The organism is Streptomyces sp. NPDC031426, assembly GCF_055581585.1.
In genome coordinates this window covers 317,634-338,530 of sequence record NZ_JBVIJE010000001.1, presented here as the reverse complement: position 1 = coordinate 338,530, position 20,897 = coordinate 317,634, and the positions used below count along the sequence as shown (strand labels likewise).

Sequence of the window (20,897 nt, the reverse complement as noted above, 5' to 3'; positions counted from 1 at the left end):
GCCCCGCCCCGCAGACCCACCGGTGCCGCCGTCCCGAGACGGCGGCACCGGTCCACTTCCCGCACGGATCAGCCGAGGAGACCCACCATGGCAGAAGCCAGGCAGCACAGCACCGAGCACACCGTCGTCGTCGCGGCTCCCCCGCACGTCCTCTACGAGCTGGTCGCCGATGTGACGTGCTGGCCGGCCGTCTTCGGCCCCAGCGTGCACGTGCACCACCTGGAGCGCGCGGAGCGTGCGGAGCGGTTCCGGATCTGGGCGCTCGTGGGCGGGCAGGTCACCAGCTGGGTGTCACGCCGCACCTTCGACCCGGAAGGGCTGCGCATCACCTTCCGGCAGGAGCACAGCAGGCCGCCGATCGCCTCCATGGGCGGCGAGTGGCTGTTCCGCTCGCTGCACGGCGACCGTACCGAGATCGTGCTCCGGCACGACTTCACCGCGGTCGACGACGCGCCGGAGACGGTGCGGTGGATCAGCGAGGCACTGGACCGCAACAGTCCCGAGGAGCTCCAGGCGCTCGCGCGCACGGCGGAGTTCGGCCACCCGGCGGCCGACGTCGTCTTCTCCTTCACGGACACGGTGCGGCTCGCCACCGACGTCAAGTCCGCCTACGACTTCGTGTACCGGGCGGACCGCTGGGCCGGCCTGCTTCCGCACGTGTCCCGGGTACGGCTCACCGAGACCGAGCCGGGCGTCCAGGAGCTGGAGATGGACACGGTGACCTCGGACGGCGCCGCGCACACCACCAGCTCGGTGCGCGTCTGCGAGAGCGGGCAGTGGATCGCGTACAAGCAACGCCGGACACCGAAGCTGTTGTTGGGGCACAGTGGCCTGTGGACGTTCGCGTACGGGCCGGACGGCAGCGCGGTCACGGCACGGCACACGGTCGTGCTGAACCCCGCGGCCGTGGAGGAGGTGCTGGGTGCGGGCACCACCCTCGCCGAGGCCCGGGCCCATGTCCGTGACGCCCTCGGCCGCAACAGCCGTACCACACTGGCCGCCGCGGCCGGGAACGCCGACGCACCGGCCGGCCGCTGACGGCGCCGGCGAAGAACCGCAGCAGGACCGCAGCAGGACCGCAGCAGGACCGCAGTGAACCAGGAAGGGAAGCCATCGTCGTGTCGCTGACCGAGGCCGAACTGGCCTATGTGAACAGCCAGTACCTGGGCCGCCTGTCGACGGTCGACAGCAAGGGCGCACCGCAGAACAACCCCGTCTCGTTCCGGTACAACACCGAGCTGGGAACCTTCGACATCGGCGGCCGCAATCTCGCGGAGAGCCGCAAGTTCAAGAACATCCTCGGCAATCCGCAGGTGGCCTTCGTCATCGACGACCTGGTCTCCGCCCGTCCGTGGACGGTACGCGGCATCGAGATCCGCGGCCGGGCCGAGGCCATCTCCGGGCACGCGCCCGCCCAGGCGCACTTCAGCCAGGAGCTCATCAGGGTGTACCCGCGCCGCATCCTGAGCTGGGGCATCGATCCGGAACACCCGGGCATGCAGAAGCGCAACGTGCCCGAGGGGCCGTCCGCCTGACGCCGTCCGGCGAACCGGCATACGGCCAAGGGTGCCGACCACATCGTGCGGTCGGCACCCTTCGCCGGATGCGCGCGCTACTCCCCCACGCCCGAGCGCTCCAGCGCCTCGGCCGCCTGCCGCAGCAGACGCAGCCGGCCGGCCGGCGAGGTGGCCGCGGCCGACACCATGATGCCGAGGGTGGTCACCCCGGCCTCCTGATAGGCCACCATCCGCTCGGCCAGCCGTGCCACGGGGCCGAGCAGCGCCGTGCGGTCGATGAAGTCCAGCGGCACGGCGGCGCCCGCGCCGGCCCGGTCTCCGGCATCCAGGCGCTCACGCAGGTGCGTCATCTCCCGCTCGAAGCCCATCTGCCCGGCCATCGCACAGTAGAAGTTCCGGTCGGGATCGCCGATGCCGAGCATGTAGACGTAGTGGGAGCGCAGGGCGTCCGCGGCGGTGGCCACGTCGTCGGCCACGGCCGTCGGCAGACTCGGCAGCACGTCGAAGCCCGCCATGTCCGTGCCGGCCCGCTCGCGTCCGGCGCGGATCTCGGTGACCGACTTGGCCACCGCCTCCGGGGAGGTGAACACGCCGATCCAGCCGTCCGCGATCTCGCCGGCCAGCCGCAGGTTCTTCGGCCCGACCGCGGCCAGGTAGACGGGGATGCGCGGACGGGGCGACTCGGTGAGGATGTGGAGCGGTGCCCCGCCGCCCGGCCCGGAGGCGGGGAGCCGGAAGTGGCGGCCCTGGTACTCCACCGGGCCTCCGGCCACCGCCCTGCGGACGATCTCCACGTACTCGCGGGTGCGGGCGAGGGGCTGGTCGAACCGGGCTCCGTACCAGCCGTCGGAGACATCGGGATTGGACACACCGAGCCCGAGCCGGAACCGGCCACCGCTGAGCGCGTCCAGCGTGGCCGCGGTCAGCGCGGCCAGGCCCGGCGGCCGGGCGGGGATCTGCATGACACCGGAGGCCAGCCCGATCCGCTCGGTCCGCCCCGCGATCAGTCCCAGCACGCTGGCGGCGTCCGAGCGGTAGCCCTCGGGCGCCAGCACCACGTCGTACCCGAGGTGTTCCGCGGCGCGGGCCAGCTCGCCGGCGCCCTGGTACACCAGATTCGCTCCCAGCTTCATGACGGTGTCTCCTCGGACCTGGGGAGGGCAAAGACCCTGTGCAAGAGGACGAACCGGCCGCGGGAGGTGTCCCGCGGCCGGTGGCACGGCCCACAGGCCGTCAGATCAGGTGGGCGCCGCCGTCCACCAGCTGCACCGTTCCGGTGGTGTAGGTGGCACCGGCCATGGCCAGCACCGCCTCGGCGACGTCCTCGGGGAGCCCGACGCGGCGCAGCGGGGTGGTCTCCCGTACGTGCTGGGCGATGTCGGTGAAGTCCCTGGTCCAGGGCGTCTCAATGAGCCCGGGAGCCACCGCGTTCACCCGGATGCGAGGGCCGAGCACGCCGGCCAGCAGGCGCGTCAGATGCTCGATCGCCGCCTTGCTCACCGCGTAGGGGATGGAGCTGCCCGCGGGCCTGCTGCCCGCGATCGAGGAGATGTTGACCACGGTGCCCGCCGACTCCGTCAGGTGGGGTACGGCGGCCACCGTGGTCTGCCAGGTGCCGATCAGATTGACGTCGAGGATCTCGCGCCAGATCTCCGGGGTGGCGGCGGTCAGATCGGCGTGCGGGATACGGCGGGTGGTGCCCGCGTTGTTCACAAGGACGTCCAGTCGGCCGAAGTGCTCCACCGCGGTGGCGACCAGCCGCCGGGCGTCGGACTCCGCGGAGATGTCGGCCTGTACGTACAGCGCGTCGGGCAGGGACTCCGCGAGTTTCCGCCCGGCCTCGGCGGACCGGGCGGAGTTGACGACCACGCGCATACCGGCGGTGGACAGCCTGCGGACGACGGCCTCACCGATGCCGGAGGAGGACCCGGTCACGAGGGCGACGGGCTTGTCGGTCATGTGCACCTCCATTGTGGGGCAGGTACGCCTGTGTTGGGGGCGTGTGCGCCTCCGTCGTGGGGCGGGCGGGCCGTCCACGGTGTGGTCAGGCGCCCTGCGTCTTGGCCAGGGCCTCGGCGAACATGGTCATGCGGTCCACATAGCCGTCGGGGGCACCGAACCAGACGACCAGGTCGTCGGTGCCGGCTGCCTTCCACGCCTCGATCTCCTCGACGGCCCGCTCGAAGGAGGCTTCGGCGGCGGAGAACTGGATCCGGGCGCCCGCCACGACCTTGCGATCCGTGAGGTCGCGCATCCGGGTGAGGTTGGCGGCGAAGACGTCCGGCTCGGTCATCGCGCACAGCCAGGCGTCGCCGGTGCGCGCGGCCCGCTTCCAGGCGGCCTCGGTGCGGCCGCCGATCCAGATGGGCACCTCCGGCTGAACCGGCTTGGGGGCGAAGACGGCTTCCTCGCCCAGCGGGTAGTGCGTCCCGTCGAAGGGGCCCCGGCCTTCCTTGAACAGGTGGCGGATCAGCCGGATGATCTCGTCGGTGCGCGCGCCGCGGGTGTGGAAGTCGGCGCCCATGTTCTGGAACTCCTTGAGCACGATACCGACGCCGATGCCCAGGTCGAGCCGTCCGTGGGAGAGCCGGTCGATGGTCGCGGCCTGCTTGGCCACCGCGAAGGGATTGCGCATCGCCGCGACCAGGACGCCGCTGCCGAGCCGTACGGTGGTGGTGCGGGCGGCGATGTTCGCGAGCATGACCAGCGGTTCCCAGACACCGCCGTAGAAGTCCCGGTACTCGTAGTAGGGCAGGGGATGGTCCGGGAGCCAGACGCCGTGGTAGCCCAGGCGTTCGGCGTGCACCGCTACGTCCGCCGCCTCGACGGCGTCCTGTCCGGGGGTCTCGCTGGGGATGTACGTGTGCAACCGCATGATGGTCGATCTCTCCTGTCAGTCGCTTGTGCGCGGGCCGGGCACCGAGGTGATGGTCAGCCGGCGTGCGGCGAGTCGGACTCCCTGGCCCCAGAGCTTGCCGGTGAAGGTGGAGAGCCCGAAGTTGAGCTGGCGAGGGGTGGCGGTGCGCTCCTCGCCCTCGCTCTGCCAGATCAGCCGGGAGGCGTCGAGCACCTTGTGACCGATCTTGTCGACGGTGAGCACCTCCTCGCCGTCGAGGATCCAGCGCACCACGCCCGCGTCTGCGTCCAGCTCCACCGAGCAGGTGTGGAACCGGTCGGGCTCGCGGGTGCCGACGGGGACGGCGTACGAGAACGTGGCGTGTTCGGCGTCGGGCCTCGGCAGGCGTTCGTAGAGGGCGAGCACGGCGGTGTTGGTGAGCACGAAGTCGAAGACCATGCCCGTGGCGCGGTCTATGCAGATCAGGGCGCCGGCGCCGAGCCGCATGTCGGCGTCGTGGTCGGTGACCGCGTCGCCGAGGGGGTGGGCGGCGGTGCCGTAGGTGCGGACGGCGAACTCCGTGGTGGCGGTGAGTACTTCGCCGGGGCGGGTGGCGAATCCGAAGCCGCCGTCCTCCGTGCTGCGGTCGACGAACGCGGCCCACCGCAGGAACTCGGTGGTCGCCCCGGGGTCCTCGGGCCGGGCGAACGCGGGCTCCCCGGTGGTCTCGTTGCGCCCGGTGGGGAGCACCACGAGTCCCTCGTCGGAGGTGCTGATCAGCCCGTCTCCCGCGGGCATGTCCTCCACCGCACGCAGCTGCCAGCGCGCCTCGGGGCCGTCGTGGCGCAGGCCCTCGCGGAAGTCGTCGTGGAACAGCAGCCCGGGTGGGGCGGACGGCGTCGCCTCGTGCCGCGTGGTCATGATGCCTCCAGAACTGAGCGTCGGGATACGGGAGTCGGAGCCGGCCGACGAGACCGCCGACGTGACCGGTGCGACCCCGGACGGCGACGTGGCCGGCGCGGTCGCGACCGCTCGGCGGTCTCAGTAGTTGCCCAGACCGCCGCACACGTTCAGGGCCTGTGCGGTGACGGCCGCGGCGTCGTCGCCGACCAGGTACTCGACCATGGCCGCGACCTCGCGGGTCTCCACGTACCGGCCCATCGGCACCCGTGTCGTGATGCGGTCGTGCGCCTCCTGCTCGGAAACTCCCCAGATCCCCGCGTAGTGCTCGCGCACCCGTTCGGCCATGGGGGTCTCGACGAAGCCCGGGCACACCGCGTTGACCGTGATCCCCGTCCGGGCGAGCTCCAGACCGAGCGCCTTGGTGAAACCGACCACTCCGTGCTTGGACGCCGAGTAGGGCGCGGCGTGCACCACGCCCTGCTTGCCCCCGGTGGAGGCGATGTTGATGATCCGTCCCCGGTCCTTGGCCAGCATTCCGCCGGCGTTGAGGACTTCCTTCGTCATCAGGAACACGCTGTTCAGATTGGTGTTGATCACGTCGAACCAGAGGTCGTCGGCGATCTCAGCGGTCGCCCCGCCGCCGCTCCGGCCGGCGTTGTTGACCAGGATGTCCACCGGGCCGAAGCGGTCCACGGCGGCCCGGACATAGGCGCGGATCTGCTCCGGTACCGCCACGTCGCAGGCGCTGCCGTCGACGTCGAGCCCCTCGTCCTGCAGGGACTTCACGGTGGCCGCCAGCTCCTCGCCGCGGCGGGCGCACAGATAGACCCGGGCACCGAGCCCGGCCAGCCGCCTGGCCACCTCGAGACCGATCCCGCTCGTGGCACCGGTGACCAGCGACACCGGCTTGACTGCCTCCGCCATGCTTCCTCCCTCACCGAACCTGGCCTGTCGCGCGACGGCAACGCCGAGACTTCCGGCTGTCTCTAGAGGCTCGGTGGAACGACGCTGGACAGCCCCGGCGGCCGGAACATCTCCAGGTCGAGTCCTTCTCGAGCGGGCTCGGTCACTGTGCCCGTGCGCCGGGGCACCACCGGGCCCCGGCCGTCGATCGCCCGTGCCGGAGGAAGCCATGACCACGACCGTGACCGCACGCACCCTGACCGACCTGTACGCGCAGGTGCAGCACTTCTACGCCCATCAGATGCAGGCGCTGGACGGCCTCCGTTTCGAGGACTACGCGGCGACCTTCACCGAGGACGGCACCTTCCAGCACTCCCCCGGCGCGGAACCCGCGAGGACCCGGCCCGGGATCGTGCGCGAGCTGGTGGAGTTCCACAAGCGTTTCGAGAACGATCCGGTACGACGCCGGCACTGGTTCAACCACATCGCTCTGGAGCCGCAGTCCGACGGGTCCATACGCTCCACCGTGTACGCGCTGGTCGTCACCGTCCGTCCCGGCGGCAAGCCGGAGATCGCCCCGAGCTGCGTCGTACACGACGTGCTGGAGGTCGCCGGCGACCAGGTGCTCACCCGGTCCCGGCTGGTGACGCACGACCAGATGTTCTGATGCGGCCGGACGTTCTGGTACGGCCGCCGGCGCCGGCCACTCGGGTACGGCCACTGACGGCGGCCCTCGGCAGGCTGGAGACCGCGCTGCGCTGTGCGGTGGCGACCGCGGCGGTACGGCGGCCGGGCGTCCGGCCGCTCGGCAGCCGCTCCGCACGCCGGACGCTGGGCGGTGTCTTCCTCGATGTGCTGTGCTGTCACTGCCTGCTCAACGCCCAACAGCCGGCGGCGGCGTCCTGCCTGGTGCCTCGGCTCCTGCGGCAGAGTGCGGAGGAACTGGGCCTCTACTTCGGACCACATGTGCCCGCCGGGCCCGGCGGGCACACGGCTGTCGGCCGTGAGCAACTGCGCGCGCTCGACTGCGAGTTGGCGTCGGCCCCGTCGGAGGGCGGGCCCGACCGCCTCGACGGGGACCGCCTCGGTGCCGCTCTCGCCGGGCTGCGCTCGGTCACGGGCCATGAACCGGGCACGGCCTGGCTGCGGTCGGCGGCGGGAGTGTTCCTGGAGGAACTCGCCTCGATCCACGGCGAGGGGTTCGAGCGGTCCTGTCCCGCAGTGGTCGTCCGGCGGACACCGCAGAGGGCTCTCGCCGAGCGCCGCGCGCTGCTCGCGGCGGCGGCGGTGTGCGCGGAGGTGTGGCTGGCGGCCCGTGCGGAGGAGCCCTCGGCGTTCCTCGCCGACCCGGCCTGGCTGACCGGCGTCCTGCTGCGGACCTCGGCACGGCTCGGTGCCGCCCCGGTACGGGCGACGGCTCCGGACGTCGCCGGGGCGGCGACGGCGGAGGTGCTGGTGCGGTGTGCCCGGGGCCGCCGATTCGACCCGCACGGGACACCGCTGTGACCGTGCCGGCCGTGGCCGTGGCCTCCGGCAGCGGCTGGGGGGAGGAGCTCCGGGGGGCCCTGGAGACCACCGGCTGGGCCGTGGTCCGGGCACACCTGGCCGACTGGCACCCCGAACCGGCCGCCGGTCCGGTCCCGGAGCCCATGCCCGGGACCGGACCGCCCGGCCACCGCGGGCTGTCGGGACGGGCAGCACGCCGTTCCTTCGCGGCAAGGACGCTGCTCAGACGCGCGGTCGCGGTGGTCACGGGGACGGACGAGGACATGCTGGAGGTGGCCCGGACGCCGAGCGGCCGTCCGTATCTGCGGGGTGCTGAGCGGATGTCCGTCAGCCTCAGTCACACCGGCGATCTGCTCGTCGTCGCCATCAGCCGAGTGGGGCCGATCGGGGTGGACGCGGAACTCGACAGCCGCACCGTCCATGCCGACGCGCTGGCACGGGAGGCCTGCACCGCACACGAACGCACCGCCCTGGCACGGCTGCCGGACGAGGAGCGCCGCACCGCACTGATCCGGCTGTGGACGCTCAAGGAGGCGTACAGCAAGGCCATGGGCCTCGGACTTCGGCTGCCGTTCCGGGAGTTCGGCTTCGCGCCGGTTACGGCGCGGGACGGCGTGCCGCCGACGCTGCGGCACGCCGACGGCACGCCGGCCGCCGCCGAGGGCTGGTGGTTCGGCACGCATGCGCTGCCGCACCACGCCGTCCTCGCCGTGGCCGTCCGCCACGCGGCCGAGGAGCACACCGGCTGATCGGCCGCGCGTCAGGCCTCCGCCCGCAGGAGCGTCCGGCGAAGGCGGGGCGCGAGCCGTAGGACCCCCTTGTTCACCAGGAGGCAGCCAGGACGAAGCTCTCCACGAGGGGCGCCGGTTCGGGGGTCAGCGCCGGATCGCCCGTCAGCATCGCCTGGTGCAGGCGCTGCAGCTGCCGGGACGGCTCGATGCCCAGTTCCTCGGCGAGCGTCCGGCGCAGGTGCTGATAGGCCCCCAGGGCGCGCCAGGCACTGCCCGACCGGTACAGGGCGAGCATGAACTGCCCGCACAGGGTCTCGTGCAGCGGATGCTGGGCGGCGAGCACGCGCAGCTCGCGCAGGAGCACGGCATGACGGCCGAGCCTGAGGTCCGCCTCTATGCGCTGGCTCAGCACCTGCATGCGCGCCTCCTCCAGGCCCTGCACTTCCAGGCCGAGGACATGCCCGGCCTGGACGTCGACCAGCGCCGGACCGCGCCACAGCCCGAGGGCCCTGGCCAACAGCGTCGAGGCCTGCCGGGCGTCACCGCTCTCCAGTGCGTTCGTACCGCGGACCGCGAGCTGCTCGAACTCGGCGACGTCGGAGCCGGCGCCGTCGGGTGACAGCAGGTAACCGCCGTAGGTGGTGGCGAGTATGTCCTTGCTGGAGCGGTCACCACCGGTGCTCTCCTGTGCGGCGGCCAGCTTGCGCCGCAACTGCAGGATGTACGTCTGCAGTGTGGTGACGGCACTCTGCGGAATGCGCTCGCCCCAGATCTCCTCCATGAGCGTGGGCACCGGCACCACACGGCCGGCGCGCAGAGCGAGCAGTGCGAGCACCTGGCGCGGCTTGCATGCGCTGGGCGCCACCGATACGCCGTTCTCCAGGACCTCCAGCGGACCGAGAACCTTGATCTCCACCCTGAATCCCCCTGCCTGGTGTGCCCCTGCACGAGGCTCGCCCAGGGGCCCGAATTCACCGAGCAACAGACTGTCACTCGCAGGGCAATCGGGCCTAGTGCAGGCGTCATCAGAACCGATATGAAGAATGCACGTGACGCACGTCACCCATGGATTACAGAATCCAGCCGGATTCCCGTGCTATGCGAATGGCGTCCACGCGATTACGCGCACTCATCTTGGTCACCGCCGACGTCAGATAATTGCGGACCGTGCCGGCCGACAGATGCAACCGGGAAGCAATTTCTGCCACATCCGCACCCTCCGCGGCGACACTCAGCACTTCCCGTTCGCGTTCGGTGAGCGGGCGGCCCCTGGCGTCCCAGGCCGACAGGGCCAGTTGCGGATCGATCACGCGCTCGCCGTCCGCCACCCGCCGGATCGCCTCGGCGAGTTCCTCGGGCGGCGCCTCCTTGAGGAGGTAGCCCGGCACCTGCAGCGCCAGCGCCCTGCGCAGCAGACCGGCGTGACCGATGCCGGTGAGGATCAGCGGCCGGCAACCAGGCAGCCGCCTGCGCAGATCCTCCACGGCGGACAACCCGTCCTGACCCGGCAGGTTGACGTCGATCACCGCCACGTCCACGCGGTGTTCCACTGCCGCGGGCACGATCTGGTCGCCCCGCTCGACCGTGACGACCACATCGAGGTCGCTCTCGAGACTGAGTAACGCCTCAAGCGCATCGCGAAGCATGCGCATATCCTCGGCGAGCAAAATCCTGATCAATCTTCCCCCCGTTGCACTGCTCCTCAAGTCCCCACAGGATCAAGCCAGTTGACCGAACTTGGGTACAGTCAAACGTTAACAAATCAACGCCCGGCCGGGCCTGTGTTCCCGATACCGGACGAGGCGTCAGATCGCCTTGTCACATGGGGTTCCGGTCCCCCTCGACCCGGCCTCGATCGGCGATCTGCACGGTGGATCCAGCGCCGCGGCCGGTCCGCGGCCGGACGACAGCGTCGGGAGGCCTGGTGAGCAGCACGAACACCGCGCACGGACCCATCGCACCGCCCCGGACCGAGGAGGTCGCCGACGGGGTCTTCGCCCATGTCCAGCCGGACGGCGGCTGGTGCCTGAACAACGCCGGGATCATCGTCGCGGACGGCAGCACCGCGCTGGTGGACACGGCTGCCACACAGGCCCGCGCGCTGCTGCTGCGCGATGCCGTGTCGGCGCTGACGCCGCATGTCCCGCGCGTCGTGGTCAACACCCATTTCCACGGCGATCACGCCTTCGGGAACTTCGTCTTCACCTCGGAGGCGGTCGTCGTGGGGCATGCGTTGTGCCGCACCGAGATGGCGGCGGCCGGGCTGCATCTGACCACGCTGTGGCCGGACGTCCGCTGGGGCGAGTTGATCCTCGAACCGCCGTCCGTCACCTACCGGGAGGCGCTCACCGTGCACATCGGTGACATCGAGGCGCAGCTGGTGCATGTGGGTCCCGCCCACACCACGAACGACACCGTGGTCTGGCTGCCGCGGCAGCGGGTGCTGTTCACCGGGGACCTCGTGATGTCCGGTGTCACCCCGTTCTTCCCGATGGGCTCGCTGTCCGGCTCGCTCGCCGGGATCGCCCGGCTGCGGGAGTTCGGGGCCCGGGTCCTGGTGACCGGGCACGGTCCGGTGGCCGGGCCCGAGGTCCTCGACATCGCCGAGGGCTATCTGCTGTGGGTGCGGCGGCTGGCACGGGAGGGGATCGCAGCCGGACTCACACCGCTGGAGGTGGCCAGGGAGACCGATCTGGGCGAGTACGCCGCACTGCTCGACTCCGAACGGCTGGTGCCCAACCTGCATCGCGCGTACGCGGAGGAGCGGGGTCTGCCCCCCGGGGCCCCGATGGACATCGGGGCGGTCTTCGGGGAGATGATCGAGCACCACGGCGGACTGCCGGTCTGCCGGGCCTGAGGGGAGGGCCGGCGAGGCTCGCACGCGGTGCGGCAACCCTCGGGGACGGCCGGCCCGTCGCCCGTCCCCGAGCGCCGCTCAGCGGACGGCGGCGGTGAGCCGCCCGACCGGTGACCAGACGCTGTAGCGCCGCTGGTGATACAGCAGCGGCCGACGCGGGAAGGCCTCCGCGCCGTCCACCCGTGCGATGTAGATCCAGTGGTCACCCGCCTCGACCCGCTGCACCACGGTGCACTCGGCGTACGCCAGCGCGATGTCCGCCAGCACCGGGGCGCCCTGTGCCACGGACGACGGCCTCCAGTCGCGTCCGGCGAACTTGCCCTCGGACTTCCCCGCGAAAACCTCCGAGGCTTCCTGGGCGCCTTCGGCGAGCACATGCACCACAAACGCTCCTGAATGGGCCAGTGCCGGCAGCGTCTGAGAGCGCTTGTCCACACAGACCGACAGCAGCGGCGGTTCCGCCGACACCGCTGTCAGCGCGTTGCAGGTGAAACCGCGCGGCTCGCTTCTCTCGTCCAAAGCCGTGACGATCGCAACCGAAGTCGGAAACGATCCGAAGAATTCCCGGAAACGGTTTGTGTCTACCGCCATTCCCTCTCACCGCCACTGTCGGTCGGGCCCTCAGCTGAATCACCGAAAAGTGCTTCGCGGAGCGCGCGAAACGGATCAGGCTTCGTTCGGCTTCAGAGTCGTCCGGCGGGCTGGAGGTCCGGTGGAACCGGGGTCGAGGGATGTGTGCGTCGGCCGGGGCACGACCACCCGCAGGCAGAACCAGGAACCGTTGTGGACACCTGCGGTGAGCGTGCCGCCCACGGCGCTGACCCGCTGGACCAGGCTGCCCAGTCCGCCTCTGCCGTCGTGGCCGGTCACGTGCCCGCCGGGCTCCACGCCGTCGTTCGCCACGCACAATTCGACCGCTCCGTCGCACTCGGCCCCATGGATGACGCACTGGCGGGCGTCGCTGTGCCGCAGCATGTTGGCCACGCCCTCGCGCAGCACCGTGGCCAGGGCCGTGTCCACCGCGTCCGGCAGCTCACCCAGTTCGATGTCGACCGTGACCTTCACATCGGCCGCGGCGAGCAGGGACGCCACCGAGTCGGCCTCGTGCCGGAGCCGCATCTCCGGGTATCCCCGCGCCACGGCCCGCACATCGGCGATCGACTGGCGCGAGATCGTGACGATCGAGGAGACCTCCTCCGACGCGCGCTCGGGGTCTCCCTGCATGATCCGGCGGATCAGTTCTCCCTTCACGGTGATGGCGCACAGGCTGTACCCGAGCAGATCGTGCAGATCGTGGGCGAAGCGCATGCGTTCGTTCGCCACCTCGAAGGTCGCCAGCTGCTCGCGCGCGGCGTGGATCCTGGCGACCAGCTGGGCGAGCCACGACAGCCCGTACACCACCAGTCCGGTGAGCATGGTCGAACCGCCCAAGTACACGGCGGTGTACGGTCCCAGACCATCCGTCAGCGCACAGACCACCATGCTCGTGCCGATCACGGCGAAGACGGCCCACGCGAACACCGCGGGCAGGAGCAGCAGAACGGAGCCGCTGAGAAAGCCGGCCATGGCACCCCACTCGGCGTGCCAGGCGAGGAGCGGCACATAGGTCAGGACCGCCTGCGCACCCAGCGACAGGCCCTTGCGCCAGGCGGGAGCCCGCTGTGTTGCCGGAGTGCTGTGGACCAGCTGCACGAGGAAGACCGCGCACAGGTCGAGGAACCCGCAGAGTTCGACGGGTGCACCGCGCAGGTCGCGGAGCATGTTCAGCGTGGTGATCAGCAGATGGGCGAGCAGGGTCAGCCGCAGCACGATGCGTGCCGTCCGCGGGGTGGGAAGGGCGCCCGGCGTGTCACTCCCCCCAAGCTCTGCCGCTCCCCCGTCCTCCTGGCCTCTCCCGGGCCCGAAATGCCGCTCCAGCCACAGCGGTTGCGCGCCCAGGGAGTCGGACGGGTTGTGTGGGATGTCGATACGACGTGGTGGGCTGGCAGTGGAGCGGCCGTCCATACGGAATACGCCTTCCCCGTTGCTCGGCAGTCTTCCCGTGCGTTGCCTGTGCAGACGGCGGCAACCTTAGACAAGGAGAGTTACGGCCACGCGTTGGACGTGTATCGCCATGTCGACGTTGCCCTCGCGGGCCGGTCACATGGTCCCGCCGAGCAGGGCCGTACCGGTTCCCGCACACCGCAGCCGAACCCCCGGTGGCCAGCGCGAAGGCGCGGTCGGCCCAGGCGTCCGGTGCGCGGCCGGAGCGAGTTGTGAACCCGGGGCGGCGATCGCAACCATGCCCGGGGTGAGACTTGTCACTCCCGCGGCGAAGCCGACCACGTGCCCCGCAGGACTGCTCCCGGCCAATGCCCGTCCTGCACAGCGAGCGCGGCCCGACAGACCGGTCGCCTCTTGTGCGCTCTACTCCTGTGTCGCCGCCCGGTCCTCCTCCTCGACGGGCAGGCCCACCGGACGGCGGCTGGGCGGCTGTTGCGGTTCGGGGCGCACGGGTGCGGGCGGCACCCGGCGGTCCACCGGGGCCCCGGCGGTCAGGGTGATCGGCTCTCCGTGATGCAGCACGACCAGCGATTCGCCGTCCACCAGGTGGTATCGCGCTTGGGACGGACCGATGTCCACCTTCAGCCTGCATCCGCGTACCAGCAGCGTGAAGGCCACCCTGGACAGCTCCTCCGGCAGCCGCGGTGCGAACGCCAGCAGTTCCTGGCTGCCGTCGTCGCCGGCGTACCGGCGCAGGCCGCCGAACCCGCCGACCAGCGCGATCCATGTCCCGGCGAGGGAGGCGATGTGGAGCCCGTCACGGGTGTTGTGCTCCAGATCGTCCAGGTCCATCAGCGCGGCCTCGCCGAGGTAGGCGTAGGCCAGGCGCAGATGCCCGGTCTCGGCGGCGAGCACCGCCTGGAAGCACGCCGACAGGGAGGAGTCACGGACGGTCAGCGCCTCGTAGTAGGCGAAGTTTCGTGCCTTCTGCTCGTCGGAGAAGACATGCGGGCACTCCATCATCGCCAACACCACGTCGGCCTGTTTCACCACCTGCTTGCGATACAGGTCGAAGTAGGGATAGTGCAGCAGGAGCGGGTAGTTCTCGGGCGGGGTCGCGTCGAAGTCCCAGCGCTGGAAACTCGTGAAACCGGCCGACTGCTCGTGCACACCGAGCGAGTCGTTGTACGGCACCGCCATGCGGGCCGCGGCGTCCCGCCATGCCGCGGTCTCCTCGTCGTCGACACCGAGTTCCGCGGCGCGTTCCGGATGGCGCGCTGCGGCGTTCGCGGCCGAGACCAGGTTCTGCCGGGCCATCAGGTTGGTGTACAGGTTGTCGCGGACGATCGCGCTGTACTCGTCGGGCCCCGTGACCCCGTCGATGTGGAAGACGCCTTCCACGTCGTGGTGTCCGAGCGAGCGCCACAGCCGGGCGGTGTCCACGAGGATCTCGATTCCCTCACCGCGTTCGAAGTCCTCGTCCCCGGTCACCATGACGTACCGGTCGGCGGCCACCGCGACGGCGGCGTTGACGTGGAAGGCGGCCGTCCCGGCCGGCCAGTATGCGGAACACTCGGCACCGTCGATCGTGCGCCAGGGGAACGCCGCTCCCGCGAGCCCCAGCTGACGTGCGCGTTCCCGCGCCGCCGGCAGCATCCGGTGACGCGCCCTCAGCGCCGATGCCACGGCCTGCGGAGCGCTGTAGGTCAGCACGGGCAGCACATAGGACTCGGTGTCCCAGAAACAGTGTCCGTCGTACCCGGTTCCGGTCAGGCCCTTGGCGGGAATCGCGCGGTTCTCACCGCGGGCCGCCGCCTGGAGCACATGGAAGAGGGCGAACCGCACCGCCTGCTGGATGCGCTGGCTGCCCTCGACCTCGACGTCCGCGCCGGCCCAGAAGCGGTCCAGGTACGCCCACTGTGCCGCGGCCAGCCCGTCCCAGCCGGTGCTGACCGCGGCCGCCACCGCCGCGTCCACCTGATCGTGCACGGCCGGCAGCGATCGTTCCCCCGACCAGCCGTACGCCACGAACTTGACCAGCCGCAGTGGTTGCCCGGGCACCAGATCCGCGGTCACCGTCAGACGGCTGACGTCGGGCTCGCACTGCGCCGTCCAGCGGGTGGTCTCCGGCCCTTCGACGAGATGGTCGGCCGCTGCCCCCACCCGCAGCGCGCTGCGGTCGGTGCAGTGCACCAGCCGCAGCCGGGTGTCCTGCGCGAAGGACTCCTCGGCCACCAGCGGTGACCCGATCACCGCGGCCACGCGCGGATCGCCTTCGAAGCGCGGGAGCTGCGCGTTGGCGACGAGCTCGGACTGCACGGCGACCGTGGTCGGCCCGTCGACCGGCTCGACCTCGTACACCACCGCGGCCACCGCTCGCTGGGTGAAGGACACCAGCCGCCGCGAGGAGATCCGCACCGTGCGACCGCCGGGTGAGATCCACCGTGCCGTGCGGCTGAGAATGCCCGAGCGGAAGTCCAGGACGCGCTCGTGGGCGACCAGCCGGCCGTAGCGCAGATCGTACGGGTGGTCGTCGACCAGCAGCCGGAAGATCTTGCCGTCGGTGACGTTGATCATGGTCTGGCCGGACTCGGGGTATCCGTAGCCCGCCTCGGCGTAGGGCAGCGGATGCCGTTCGTACACGCCGTTGAGGTAGGCGCCGGGCAGTCCGTGCGGCTCTCCTTCCTCCAGGTTTCCGCGCCACCCGATGTGCCCGTTGGAGAGGGCGAAGACCGATTCGCTCTGCGCGAGCACATCGAGATTCAGCTCGGTCTCGCGCAGCGACCACGGCTCGACCGTGAAGCTGGGATGGGTGATCATCGTTCCTCCAGAAGGTCGGCCAGGTCACGCGGCCTGTCCCGGATCCGTTCCCAGCGCTCGGGCCGCCTCTGGGGCCATGCAGCGCAGGCCCGCCGCCCGCGCCGCGTGCACGCACCGGCCCGAGCCGTCGTAGGGTTCCACCCCCTCCTCGCGGATCCGCCGCAGCACCAGCTCGCTCTTGCGGTTGCCCAGGCCGTTCACCGTCTCCGCCTCCGGCGGGTCCTCGAGCGATCCCTCGGGCAGGTGCACCCCGCGTGCGCCAGGCGGCCGCGTGGCCCTTCGCGGTCCGGTGAGCACCCCGTCCAGGTCGAGCAGGCAGGCACGGACGTGCGCAGAAAGCCCCAGCATGCCGCCGAGGCTAGAAGCCACGTGCGGACGGGCACGGCAGGTCACCGTCCGGCACGCCGGAAGGCACCCGCTCGGCCGTGTTCGATACGCGCGCGGCGGTGGCGCGCCTAGCCGGACATGGCCTTCGCCCAGCCCTGGTCGACCGTCTTCCGTGCCTGTTCCAGTTGCGCGTCCGTCGGGAACTGCGGCGTTCCCTCGACCATCGGCAAGCGGGCGGCGGCGGCCTTGTCGAGGGTCCCGTCCTGCCTCATGGCGTCCATGAGCACCGGGCGGGCGAAGCCGCGCAGCCGGAGGTTCTGGCCCTCTGGGCTGAACAGGTACTCCTGCCACAGGCGGGCAGCCGCCGGGTGCGGGGCGTTCTTGTTGACCGCCAGCGCGAAGTACTGCGCGAAGCTGCCGTCGAAGGGGATCGCGACCTGCCAGTTGACACCCTTGTGGCGGAGCTGGTCGGCGTACTGGAGGTTGATGTAGTCCCAGTTGATGCTGATGGGGGTACGGCCGTCCTCGACCGTCGCCGTGGTGGAGTTGAGGGGGTTGAAGTTGCCGATCTTGTTGAGCTCGGCGAAGAAGTCGAGGCCGGGCTGGACGTTGTCGAACGATCCGTTGTTCGCCAGCGCGGCGGCGTAGACGCTGTCGAAGGCGGTGGCCGACCGGGGCGGGTCGCCTTCGAGCGCGACCTTGCCCTTGTACGCGGGCTTCAGCAGATCGGCGAAGGTCTCCGGACACCTCTTGACCCGGTTGGCGTCGCAGCCGATGGAGATGTAGCCCCCGTAGTTGTTGGACCAGCGGGCCTTCGAGTCCTTCTGGTTGTCGGGGATCGAGTCGTAGGCGGCGACCTTGTACGGCGCGAGCAGATTCTGGTCCGCCGCGTTGCGCGCGAACGTATCGCCCACGTCGATCACGTCGGGGGCGGTCGGCCGCTTCCCGCTCTTCTTCAGGGCGTCGACCTCGTCCTCGCTGTGGCCGTGCGGATTCTTGACCGTGACCTTGATCCCGTACTTCTTCTCGAACCCGTCGATCAGGCCGCCGTAGTTGGCCCAGTCATGCGGTAGTGCGATCGCTCTGAGCGTGCCCTCCCGTTTCGCCGCGGCGATCAGTGCACGCATGCCGCCCGCGTTCTCGGCGGAGGTGGCCTTCGACGGCTTCGCGATCGTGGTGGTCGGTGCGTGCTCGCAGGCGCTCAGCCCCAGTGCCAGGACAGAGAAGCAGCCGAGGACGACCGCTGCTCGGGCACGGAGTGTGGTCACGACTGCTCCTGGGGTGGGGGAACGCGGTTGTCGCCGAGGGAGCCGGGCTTGTCTCAGGGTGTGTCGAACCGCCAGGGAATGCCCGGTGCCGCCACGGCGCGCTCGTGGAGTCCGGAGAGCCGTGGAAGGCCGGGAGTCGCAGTACTCCGGTCCGCCGACACCTCTCCGGCTTCCTTGGGTCTACTGCGTCGACGAACGGGGCATCGAGGCCAGGGTACCCGGCCCTCCCGACGGCGGAATCCCGTCCGGTAAGCCTGTGATCAGCGTGGTTCCCCGGCCGGAGGTGGCCTCCGTACCCCTTGGGCCCCAGTCGCGCCGTGCCGGCACGCCTGCGTGCCCGGCATCCGAGGAACGGCCGGGACGTACACGTTCTCCTCACTCTGCCGTGTCGTCCCACGCCGCCGTCTCGTCTCACAGCTCCAGATCGTCCCACTGGCCGAGCAGGATGTCGCCGAGTCCCTCCGCCTCCGGCGTGGCGCCGCCGTGGAGGGACTGCTCGGCCCAGATGACCTTGCCGGTGGACGTATAGCGGGTCCCCCAGCGTTCGGCGAACTGGGCGACCAGGAAGAGGCCGCGGCCGCCTTCGTCGGTGGCCTTCGCCCGGCGCAGCCGGGGGGAGGTGCTGCTGCCGTCGGAGACCTCGAAGATCAGCGTGCCCGCGCCGGGACGGCTGACCGGCACCGTGCGCAGCAGCCGGACGGCGATGGGCTCGCTGCCGTAGCGGACGGCGTTGGTGATCAGCTCGCTGAGAATGAGTTCGGCGGTGAAGACGACCTGCTCCAGGCCCCACTCCGTCAGCCGGCGGGCGCAGGCGGCGCGCACCGGGGCCACCGCCGCGGGGTCACGGGGCACGTCCCACTCGGCGACCTGGGCCGGCCCGAGTCGGCACGTGCGGGCCACCAGGAGCGCGATGTCGTCCCTGGGCCGGTCGGACAGCATCGCCTCCATCACCGCCGCGCACGTGGCCTCCGGCGTGCGCTCGGGCCCTGACAGGGCATTGCGCAGAGCCTCCAGACCGGCGTCCAGGTCTCGGCCGCGGTCCTCGATCAGTCCGTCGGTGAAGAGCACCAGCCGGGACCCCTCCGGCACGGTGAACTCGACGGTCTCGACCGGCATGCCCGCGCCGAGCCCCAGGGGTGGAGAGATGGGCGGCTGGAGGAAGTCGACGGTCCCGTCGGGCCGGACCACCGCGGGTCCCGGATGGCCGGCGGTGCCGAGGACCAGCCGCCCGGAGGTGGGGTCGTAGACGGCGTACTGGCAGGTCGCCCCGGTGATCATCGCCTGTCCGTCCTCCGTCGCGGCGCTCTCCTCGGCGTCGATCTGGGCCACCAGCTCGTCCAGTCGGCCCATCAGCTCCTCCACGGGCAGGTCCAGGCTGGAGAAGTTGTGCACGGCGGTGCGCAGCCGGCCCATGGTCGCCGCGGCATGCAGACCGTGGCCGACGACATCGCCCACGACCAGTGCCACCCGGGTGCCGGACAGCGGGATGACGTCGAACCAGTCCCCGCCCACCCCGGCCTGGGCCGGCAGGTAGCGGTAGGCCACGTCGAGGGCCGACTGTTCGGGCAGCCCACGTGGCAGCAGGCTGTGCTGCAGGGTGACGGCCATGGTGTGTTCGCGGGTGTAGCGGCGGGCGTTGTCAATGCTCAGCGCCGCCCGGGCGGCCAGCTCCTCGGCGAAGGACATGTCGTCGTCCTCGAACGCCGGGGAGCCCTCGGCACGCCAGAAGTCCACCACGCCCAGCACCACGCCGCGGGCTCGCAACGGAACCACGAGCATGGAGTGGAGGCCGTGGTCGAGGATCCGCCGGGCACGTTCGGGGTACTGGGCCAGCCAGCCTTGGTCGGCGCTCAGGTCCCTGACCAGGACTGATCGGCCGTCGGCCAGCGCCATGGAGACGGGGTGGTCCGGGACGAATCGGATCAGCTCGCCGACGGGGTGGAGGAGATGCCCCTGGCCCAGACCGGCGACGGCGCTGCGGCGCAATTCGGTGATCCGGGCGGTCGCGTCGGAGGACTCCTCACCGTGCAGGACGGGGTCCAGCAGTTCGACGGTGACGAGGTCGGCGAACCGGGGCACCGCCACCTCGGCCAGTTCCTCGGCCGTGCGCCTGACATCGAGCGTGGTGCCGATCTGCAGCCCGGCTTCGTAGAGCAGCTTCAACCGCTCGCGGGCCACCTCCGCCCGGCCGGCGAGAGCCTGCAGCTCGGTGGTGTCCCGGAGCGTCACCACGCTGCCGACCGGACCGTGAGGCGCGGTGAGCCGCTTGTTGACCGCGAGCAGCCGGTCGCCCGCAAGGTACACCTCGTCGGTCGCGGGGCGGTCGGAGGCCAGCAGCGCGGCGAGATCCTCCTCCAGCCCCAGCTCGGTGATGTGCCGCTGCTCCGCGTCCGTCGGCAGGTCCAGCAGCCGACGCGCCTCGTCGTTGGCCAGCAGCAGCCGGCCGTCACCGCCGACGATCAGCACCCCTTCCCGCACGGCGTGCAGGACCGCGTCGTGGTGCTCGTACATCCGGGTCATCTCCACCGGCCCCAGGCCATGGGTCTGCCGCCGCAACCGGCGGCTCACCAGGGCCGACCCGCCCGCGGCGACGGCGAGGGCCACAGCGGCGCCGCCGACGAGCACCGGCAGCTGCCGGTTCACCCTGTGCTGCACCTTCTCGACCGTGACGGGCACGGAGACGATGGCGATGACCGAGCCGTCGGGCCCCTTGACGGGGACCGCCGAAACCACGGAGAGCCCCAGGGACCCGTGGAAGGTGCTGGTGAACGGCTTGCCGTTCGCCGCCTGCGCATAAGGCCCGATGACGCGTTCCCCGATGCGGTGGGGGTCGCTGTGGGTGAGGGTGATGCCGTTGAGCCCGTACACGATGATGGCGTCGACGCCCGCGGCCTTCCGGGCCGCCTCGGCATACGGCTGCAGCTCCGCGGACGGGTGTGCGCTCTGCAGCGCCGCCGCGATCCCCGGGGAGTTGGCGAACGTCTGCGCGGTGGCGAGCGTCCGGTTCCGGGCGTCCGCCATGTTGTCGCGTTGAGCCTGCACCACGAGGGCCAACAGGGTGGCGGCGACGAGGAGCACCACGACCGCCAGTTGCAGCAGGAAGACCTGGCCGGCGACGCTGCGCACGCTCAGCAGCGACCGCCACGCCTCTCCGCGCCGACGGGGCCGATCGGGCACATGGGTGCTCCCGGACGCGTCAGGCGCACCACGCCCGGATCGACCCGAAGTTTCACCCATGTCACCTTT

General features: G+C 71.1%; 19 protein-coding genes. 6 read left to right on the top strand and 13 right to left on the bottom strand.

All coding sequences use genetic code 11. The features are described 5' to 3' along the window. The first annotated feature begins 87 nt into the window (after positions 1 to 87). A complete protein-coding gene (locus ACZ5NH_RS01700; protein WP_468772385.1) occupies positions 88 to 1,038 on the top strand; it encodes an aromatase/cyclase in 951 nt (316 codons plus the stop codon). 80 nt (positions 1,039 to 1,118) lie between these two features. Continuing rightward, positions 1,119 to 1,535, top strand: a complete 417-nt coding sequence (locus ACZ5NH_RS01695) for a PPOX class F420-dependent oxidoreductase (RefSeq protein ID WP_451557898.1) — start codon at positions 1,119 to 1,121, stop codon at positions 1,533 to 1,535. 77 nt (positions 1,536 to 1,612) lie between these two features. On the opposite strand, the gene ACZ5NH_RS01690 is transcribed toward ACZ5NH_RS01695, so the two are convergent. The 5 genes from ACZ5NH_RS01690 to ACZ5NH_RS01670 all read right to left on the bottom strand — a co-directional run bounded on the left by ACZ5NH_RS01690 (position 1,613) and on the right by ACZ5NH_RS01670 (position 6,180). Then, complete coding sequence (locus ACZ5NH_RS01690; RefSeq protein ID WP_468772383.1) at positions 1,613 to 2,650, bottom strand: LLM class flavin-dependent oxidoreductase; 1,038 nt, start codon at positions 2,648 to 2,650, stop codon at positions 1,613 to 1,615. Positions 2,651 to 2,750: 100 nt separating this feature from the next. Continuing rightward, positions 2,751 to 3,476, bottom strand: coding sequence for an SDR family NAD(P)-dependent oxidoreductase (locus ACZ5NH_RS01685; RefSeq protein ID WP_468772381.1), 726 nt, complete (start codon positions 3,474 to 3,476; stop codon positions 2,751 to 2,753). An 85-nt stretch (positions 3,477 to 3,561) separates the two neighbouring features. Then, positions 3,562 to 4,392 (bottom strand): TIGR03619 family F420-dependent LLM class oxidoreductase, encoded by an 831-nt coding sequence (locus ACZ5NH_RS01680; protein ID WP_451557331.1) that lies wholly within the window; start codon positions 4,390 to 4,392, stop codon positions 3,562 to 3,564. Positions 4,393 to 4,410: 18 nt separating this feature from the next. After that, on the bottom strand, positions 4,411 to 5,274 hold the full coding sequence (locus tag ACZ5NH_RS01675) for a DUF6081 family protein (RefSeq protein ID WP_468772379.1): 864 nt from the start codon (positions 5,272 to 5,274) through the stop codon (positions 4,411 to 4,413). Positions 5,275 to 5,394: 120 nt separating this feature from the next. Beyond that, a complete protein-coding gene (locus ACZ5NH_RS01670; protein ID WP_388630085.1) occupies positions 5,395 to 6,180 on the bottom strand; it encodes a 3-oxoacyl-ACP reductase in 786 nt (261 codons plus the stop codon). Between the two features lie 208 nt (positions 6,181 to 6,388). Here ACZ5NH_RS01670 and ACZ5NH_RS01665 point away from each other — a divergent pair, with 208 nt between their 5' ends. Genes ACZ5NH_RS01665 through ACZ5NH_RS01655 form a run of 3 tightly spaced genes read left to right on the top strand, consistent with a single transcriptional unit; the run spans position 6,389 to position 8,414 of the window. Beyond that, the gene (locus ACZ5NH_RS01665) at positions 6,389 to 6,826 is read left to right on the top strand and encodes a nuclear transport factor 2 family protein (protein ID WP_388630082.1); all 438 of its coding nucleotides are present in this window, start codon (positions 6,389 to 6,391) and stop codon (positions 6,824 to 6,826) included. Continuing rightward, complete coding sequence (locus tag ACZ5NH_RS01660; RefSeq protein WP_468772377.1) at positions 6,826 to 7,665, top strand: hypothetical protein; 840 nt, start codon at positions 6,826 to 6,828, stop codon at positions 7,663 to 7,665. Before ACZ5NH_RS01665 ends, ACZ5NH_RS01660 begins: the two co-directional genes overlap by 1 nt. Next, positions 7,662 to 8,414 (top strand): 4'-phosphopantetheinyl transferase family protein, encoded by a 753-nt coding sequence (locus ACZ5NH_RS01655; protein WP_468772375.1) that lies wholly within the window; start codon positions 7,662 to 7,664, stop codon positions 8,412 to 8,414. The genes ACZ5NH_RS01660 and ACZ5NH_RS01655 overlap by 4 nt, the downstream gene beginning before the upstream one ends. Before the next feature lie 73 nt (positions 8,415 to 8,487). On the opposite strand, the gene ACZ5NH_RS01650 is transcribed toward ACZ5NH_RS01655, so the two are convergent. Beyond that, positions 8,488 to 9,312, bottom strand: a complete 825-nt coding sequence (locus tag ACZ5NH_RS01650; RefSeq protein ID WP_468772373.1) for an AfsR/SARP family transcriptional regulator — start codon at positions 9,310 to 9,312, stop codon at positions 8,488 to 8,490. A gap of 154 nt (positions 9,313 to 9,466) precedes the next feature. After that, positions 9,467 to 10,075 carry a response regulator transcription factor gene (locus ACZ5NH_RS01645; RefSeq protein ID WP_468772371.1) on the bottom strand — a complete coding sequence of 203 codons (609 nt, stop codon included), beginning with the start codon at positions 10,073 to 10,075 and terminating at the stop codon, positions 9,467 to 9,469. 245 nt (positions 10,076 to 10,320) lie between these two features. Between ACZ5NH_RS01645 and ACZ5NH_RS01640 the strand changes: the two genes are divergently transcribed. Then, positions 10,321 to 11,253, top strand: coding sequence for an MBL fold metallo-hydrolase (locus ACZ5NH_RS01640; protein WP_468772370.1), 933 nt, complete (start codon positions 10,321 to 10,323; stop codon positions 11,251 to 11,253). Positions 11,254 to 11,331: 78 nt separating this feature from the next. On the opposite strand, the gene ACZ5NH_RS01635 is transcribed toward ACZ5NH_RS01640, so the two are convergent. The 6 genes from ACZ5NH_RS01635 to ACZ5NH_RS01610 all read right to left on the bottom strand — a co-directional run bounded on the left by ACZ5NH_RS01635 (position 11,332) and on the right by ACZ5NH_RS01610 (position 20,888). Further along, positions 11,332 to 11,844, bottom strand: coding sequence for a flavin reductase family protein (locus ACZ5NH_RS01635; RefSeq protein WP_468772368.1), 513 nt, complete (start codon positions 11,842 to 11,844; stop codon positions 11,332 to 11,334). Positions 11,845 to 11,919: 75 nt separating this feature from the next. Beyond that, on the bottom strand, positions 11,920 to 13,062 hold the full coding sequence (locus ACZ5NH_RS01630) for a sensor histidine kinase (RefSeq protein WP_468772367.1): 1,143 nt from the start codon (positions 13,060 to 13,062) through the stop codon (positions 11,920 to 11,922). A 597-nt stretch (positions 13,063 to 13,659) separates the two neighbouring features. Further along, positions 13,660 to 16,056, bottom strand: coding sequence for a glycoside hydrolase family 65 protein (locus ACZ5NH_RS01625; RefSeq protein ID WP_468772365.1), 2,397 nt, complete (start codon positions 16,054 to 16,056; stop codon positions 13,660 to 13,662). Between the two features lie 24 nt (positions 16,057 to 16,080). After that, positions 16,081 to 16,404, bottom strand: coding sequence for a hypothetical protein (locus ACZ5NH_RS01620; protein ID WP_468772363.1), 324 nt, complete (start codon positions 16,402 to 16,404; stop codon positions 16,081 to 16,083). 107 nt (positions 16,405 to 16,511) lie between these two features. Further along, the gene (locus tag ACZ5NH_RS01615; protein WP_468772362.1) at positions 16,512 to 17,651 is read right to left on the bottom strand and encodes an ABC transporter substrate-binding protein; all 1,140 of its coding nucleotides are present in this window, start codon (positions 17,649 to 17,651) and stop codon (positions 16,512 to 16,514) included. A gap of 411 nt (positions 17,652 to 18,062) precedes the next feature. Further along, the gene (locus ACZ5NH_RS01610) at positions 18,063 to 20,888 is read right to left on the bottom strand and encodes a SpoIIE family protein phosphatase (protein ID WP_468772360.1); all 2,826 of its coding nucleotides are present in this window, start codon (positions 20,886 to 20,888) and stop codon (positions 18,063 to 18,065) included. Positions 20,889 to 20,897 lie beyond the last annotated feature (9 nt).

Excerpts from the sequence above, each read along its gene's own strand:
- ACZ5NH_RS01700 (WP_468772385.1), top strand. The coding sequence starts at position 88 with ATGGCAGAAGCCAGGCAGCACAGCACCGAGCACACCGTCGTCGTCGCG.
- ACZ5NH_RS01690 (WP_468772383.1), bottom strand. The coding sequence starts at position 2,650 with ATGAAGCTGGGAGCGAATCTGGTGTACCAGGGCGCCGGCGAGCTGGCC.
- ACZ5NH_RS01685 (WP_468772381.1), bottom strand. The coding sequence starts at position 3,476 with ATGACCGACAAGCCCGTCGCCCTCGTGACCGGGTCCTCCTCCGGCATC.
- ACZ5NH_RS01680 (WP_451557331.1), bottom strand. The coding sequence starts at position 4,392 with ATGCGGTTGCACACGTACATCCCCAGCGAGACCCCCGGACAGGACGCC.
- ACZ5NH_RS01675 (WP_468772379.1), bottom strand. The coding sequence starts at position 5,274 with ATGACCACGCGGCACGAGGCGACGCCGTCCGCCCCACCCGGGCTGCTG.
- ACZ5NH_RS01670 (WP_388630085.1), bottom strand. The coding sequence starts at position 6,180 with ATGGCGGAGGCAGTCAAGCCGGTGTCGCTGGTCACCGGTGCCACGAGC.
- ACZ5NH_RS01665 (WP_388630082.1), top strand. The coding sequence starts at position 6,389 with ATGACCACGACCGTGACCGCACGCACCCTGACCGACCTGTACGCGCAG.
- ACZ5NH_RS01660 (WP_468772377.1), top strand. The coding sequence starts at position 6,826 with ATGCGGCCGGACGTTCTGGTACGGCCGCCGGCGCCGGCCACTCGGGTA.
- ACZ5NH_RS01635 (WP_468772368.1), bottom strand. The coding sequence starts at position 11,844 with ATGGCGGTAGACACAAACCGTTTCCGGGAATTCTTCGGATCGTTTCCG.
- ACZ5NH_RS01625 (WP_468772365.1), bottom strand. The coding sequence starts at position 16,056 with ATGATCACCCATCCCAGCTTCACGGTCGAGCCGTGGTCGCTGCGCGAG.
- ACZ5NH_RS01620 (WP_468772363.1), bottom strand. The coding sequence starts at position 16,404 with ATGCTGGGGCTTTCTGCGCACGTCCGTGCCTGCCTGCTCGACCTGGAC.
- ACZ5NH_RS01610 (WP_468772360.1), bottom strand. The coding sequence starts at position 20,888 with ATGGGTGAAACTTCGGGTCGATCCGGGCGTGGTGCGCCTGACGCGTCC.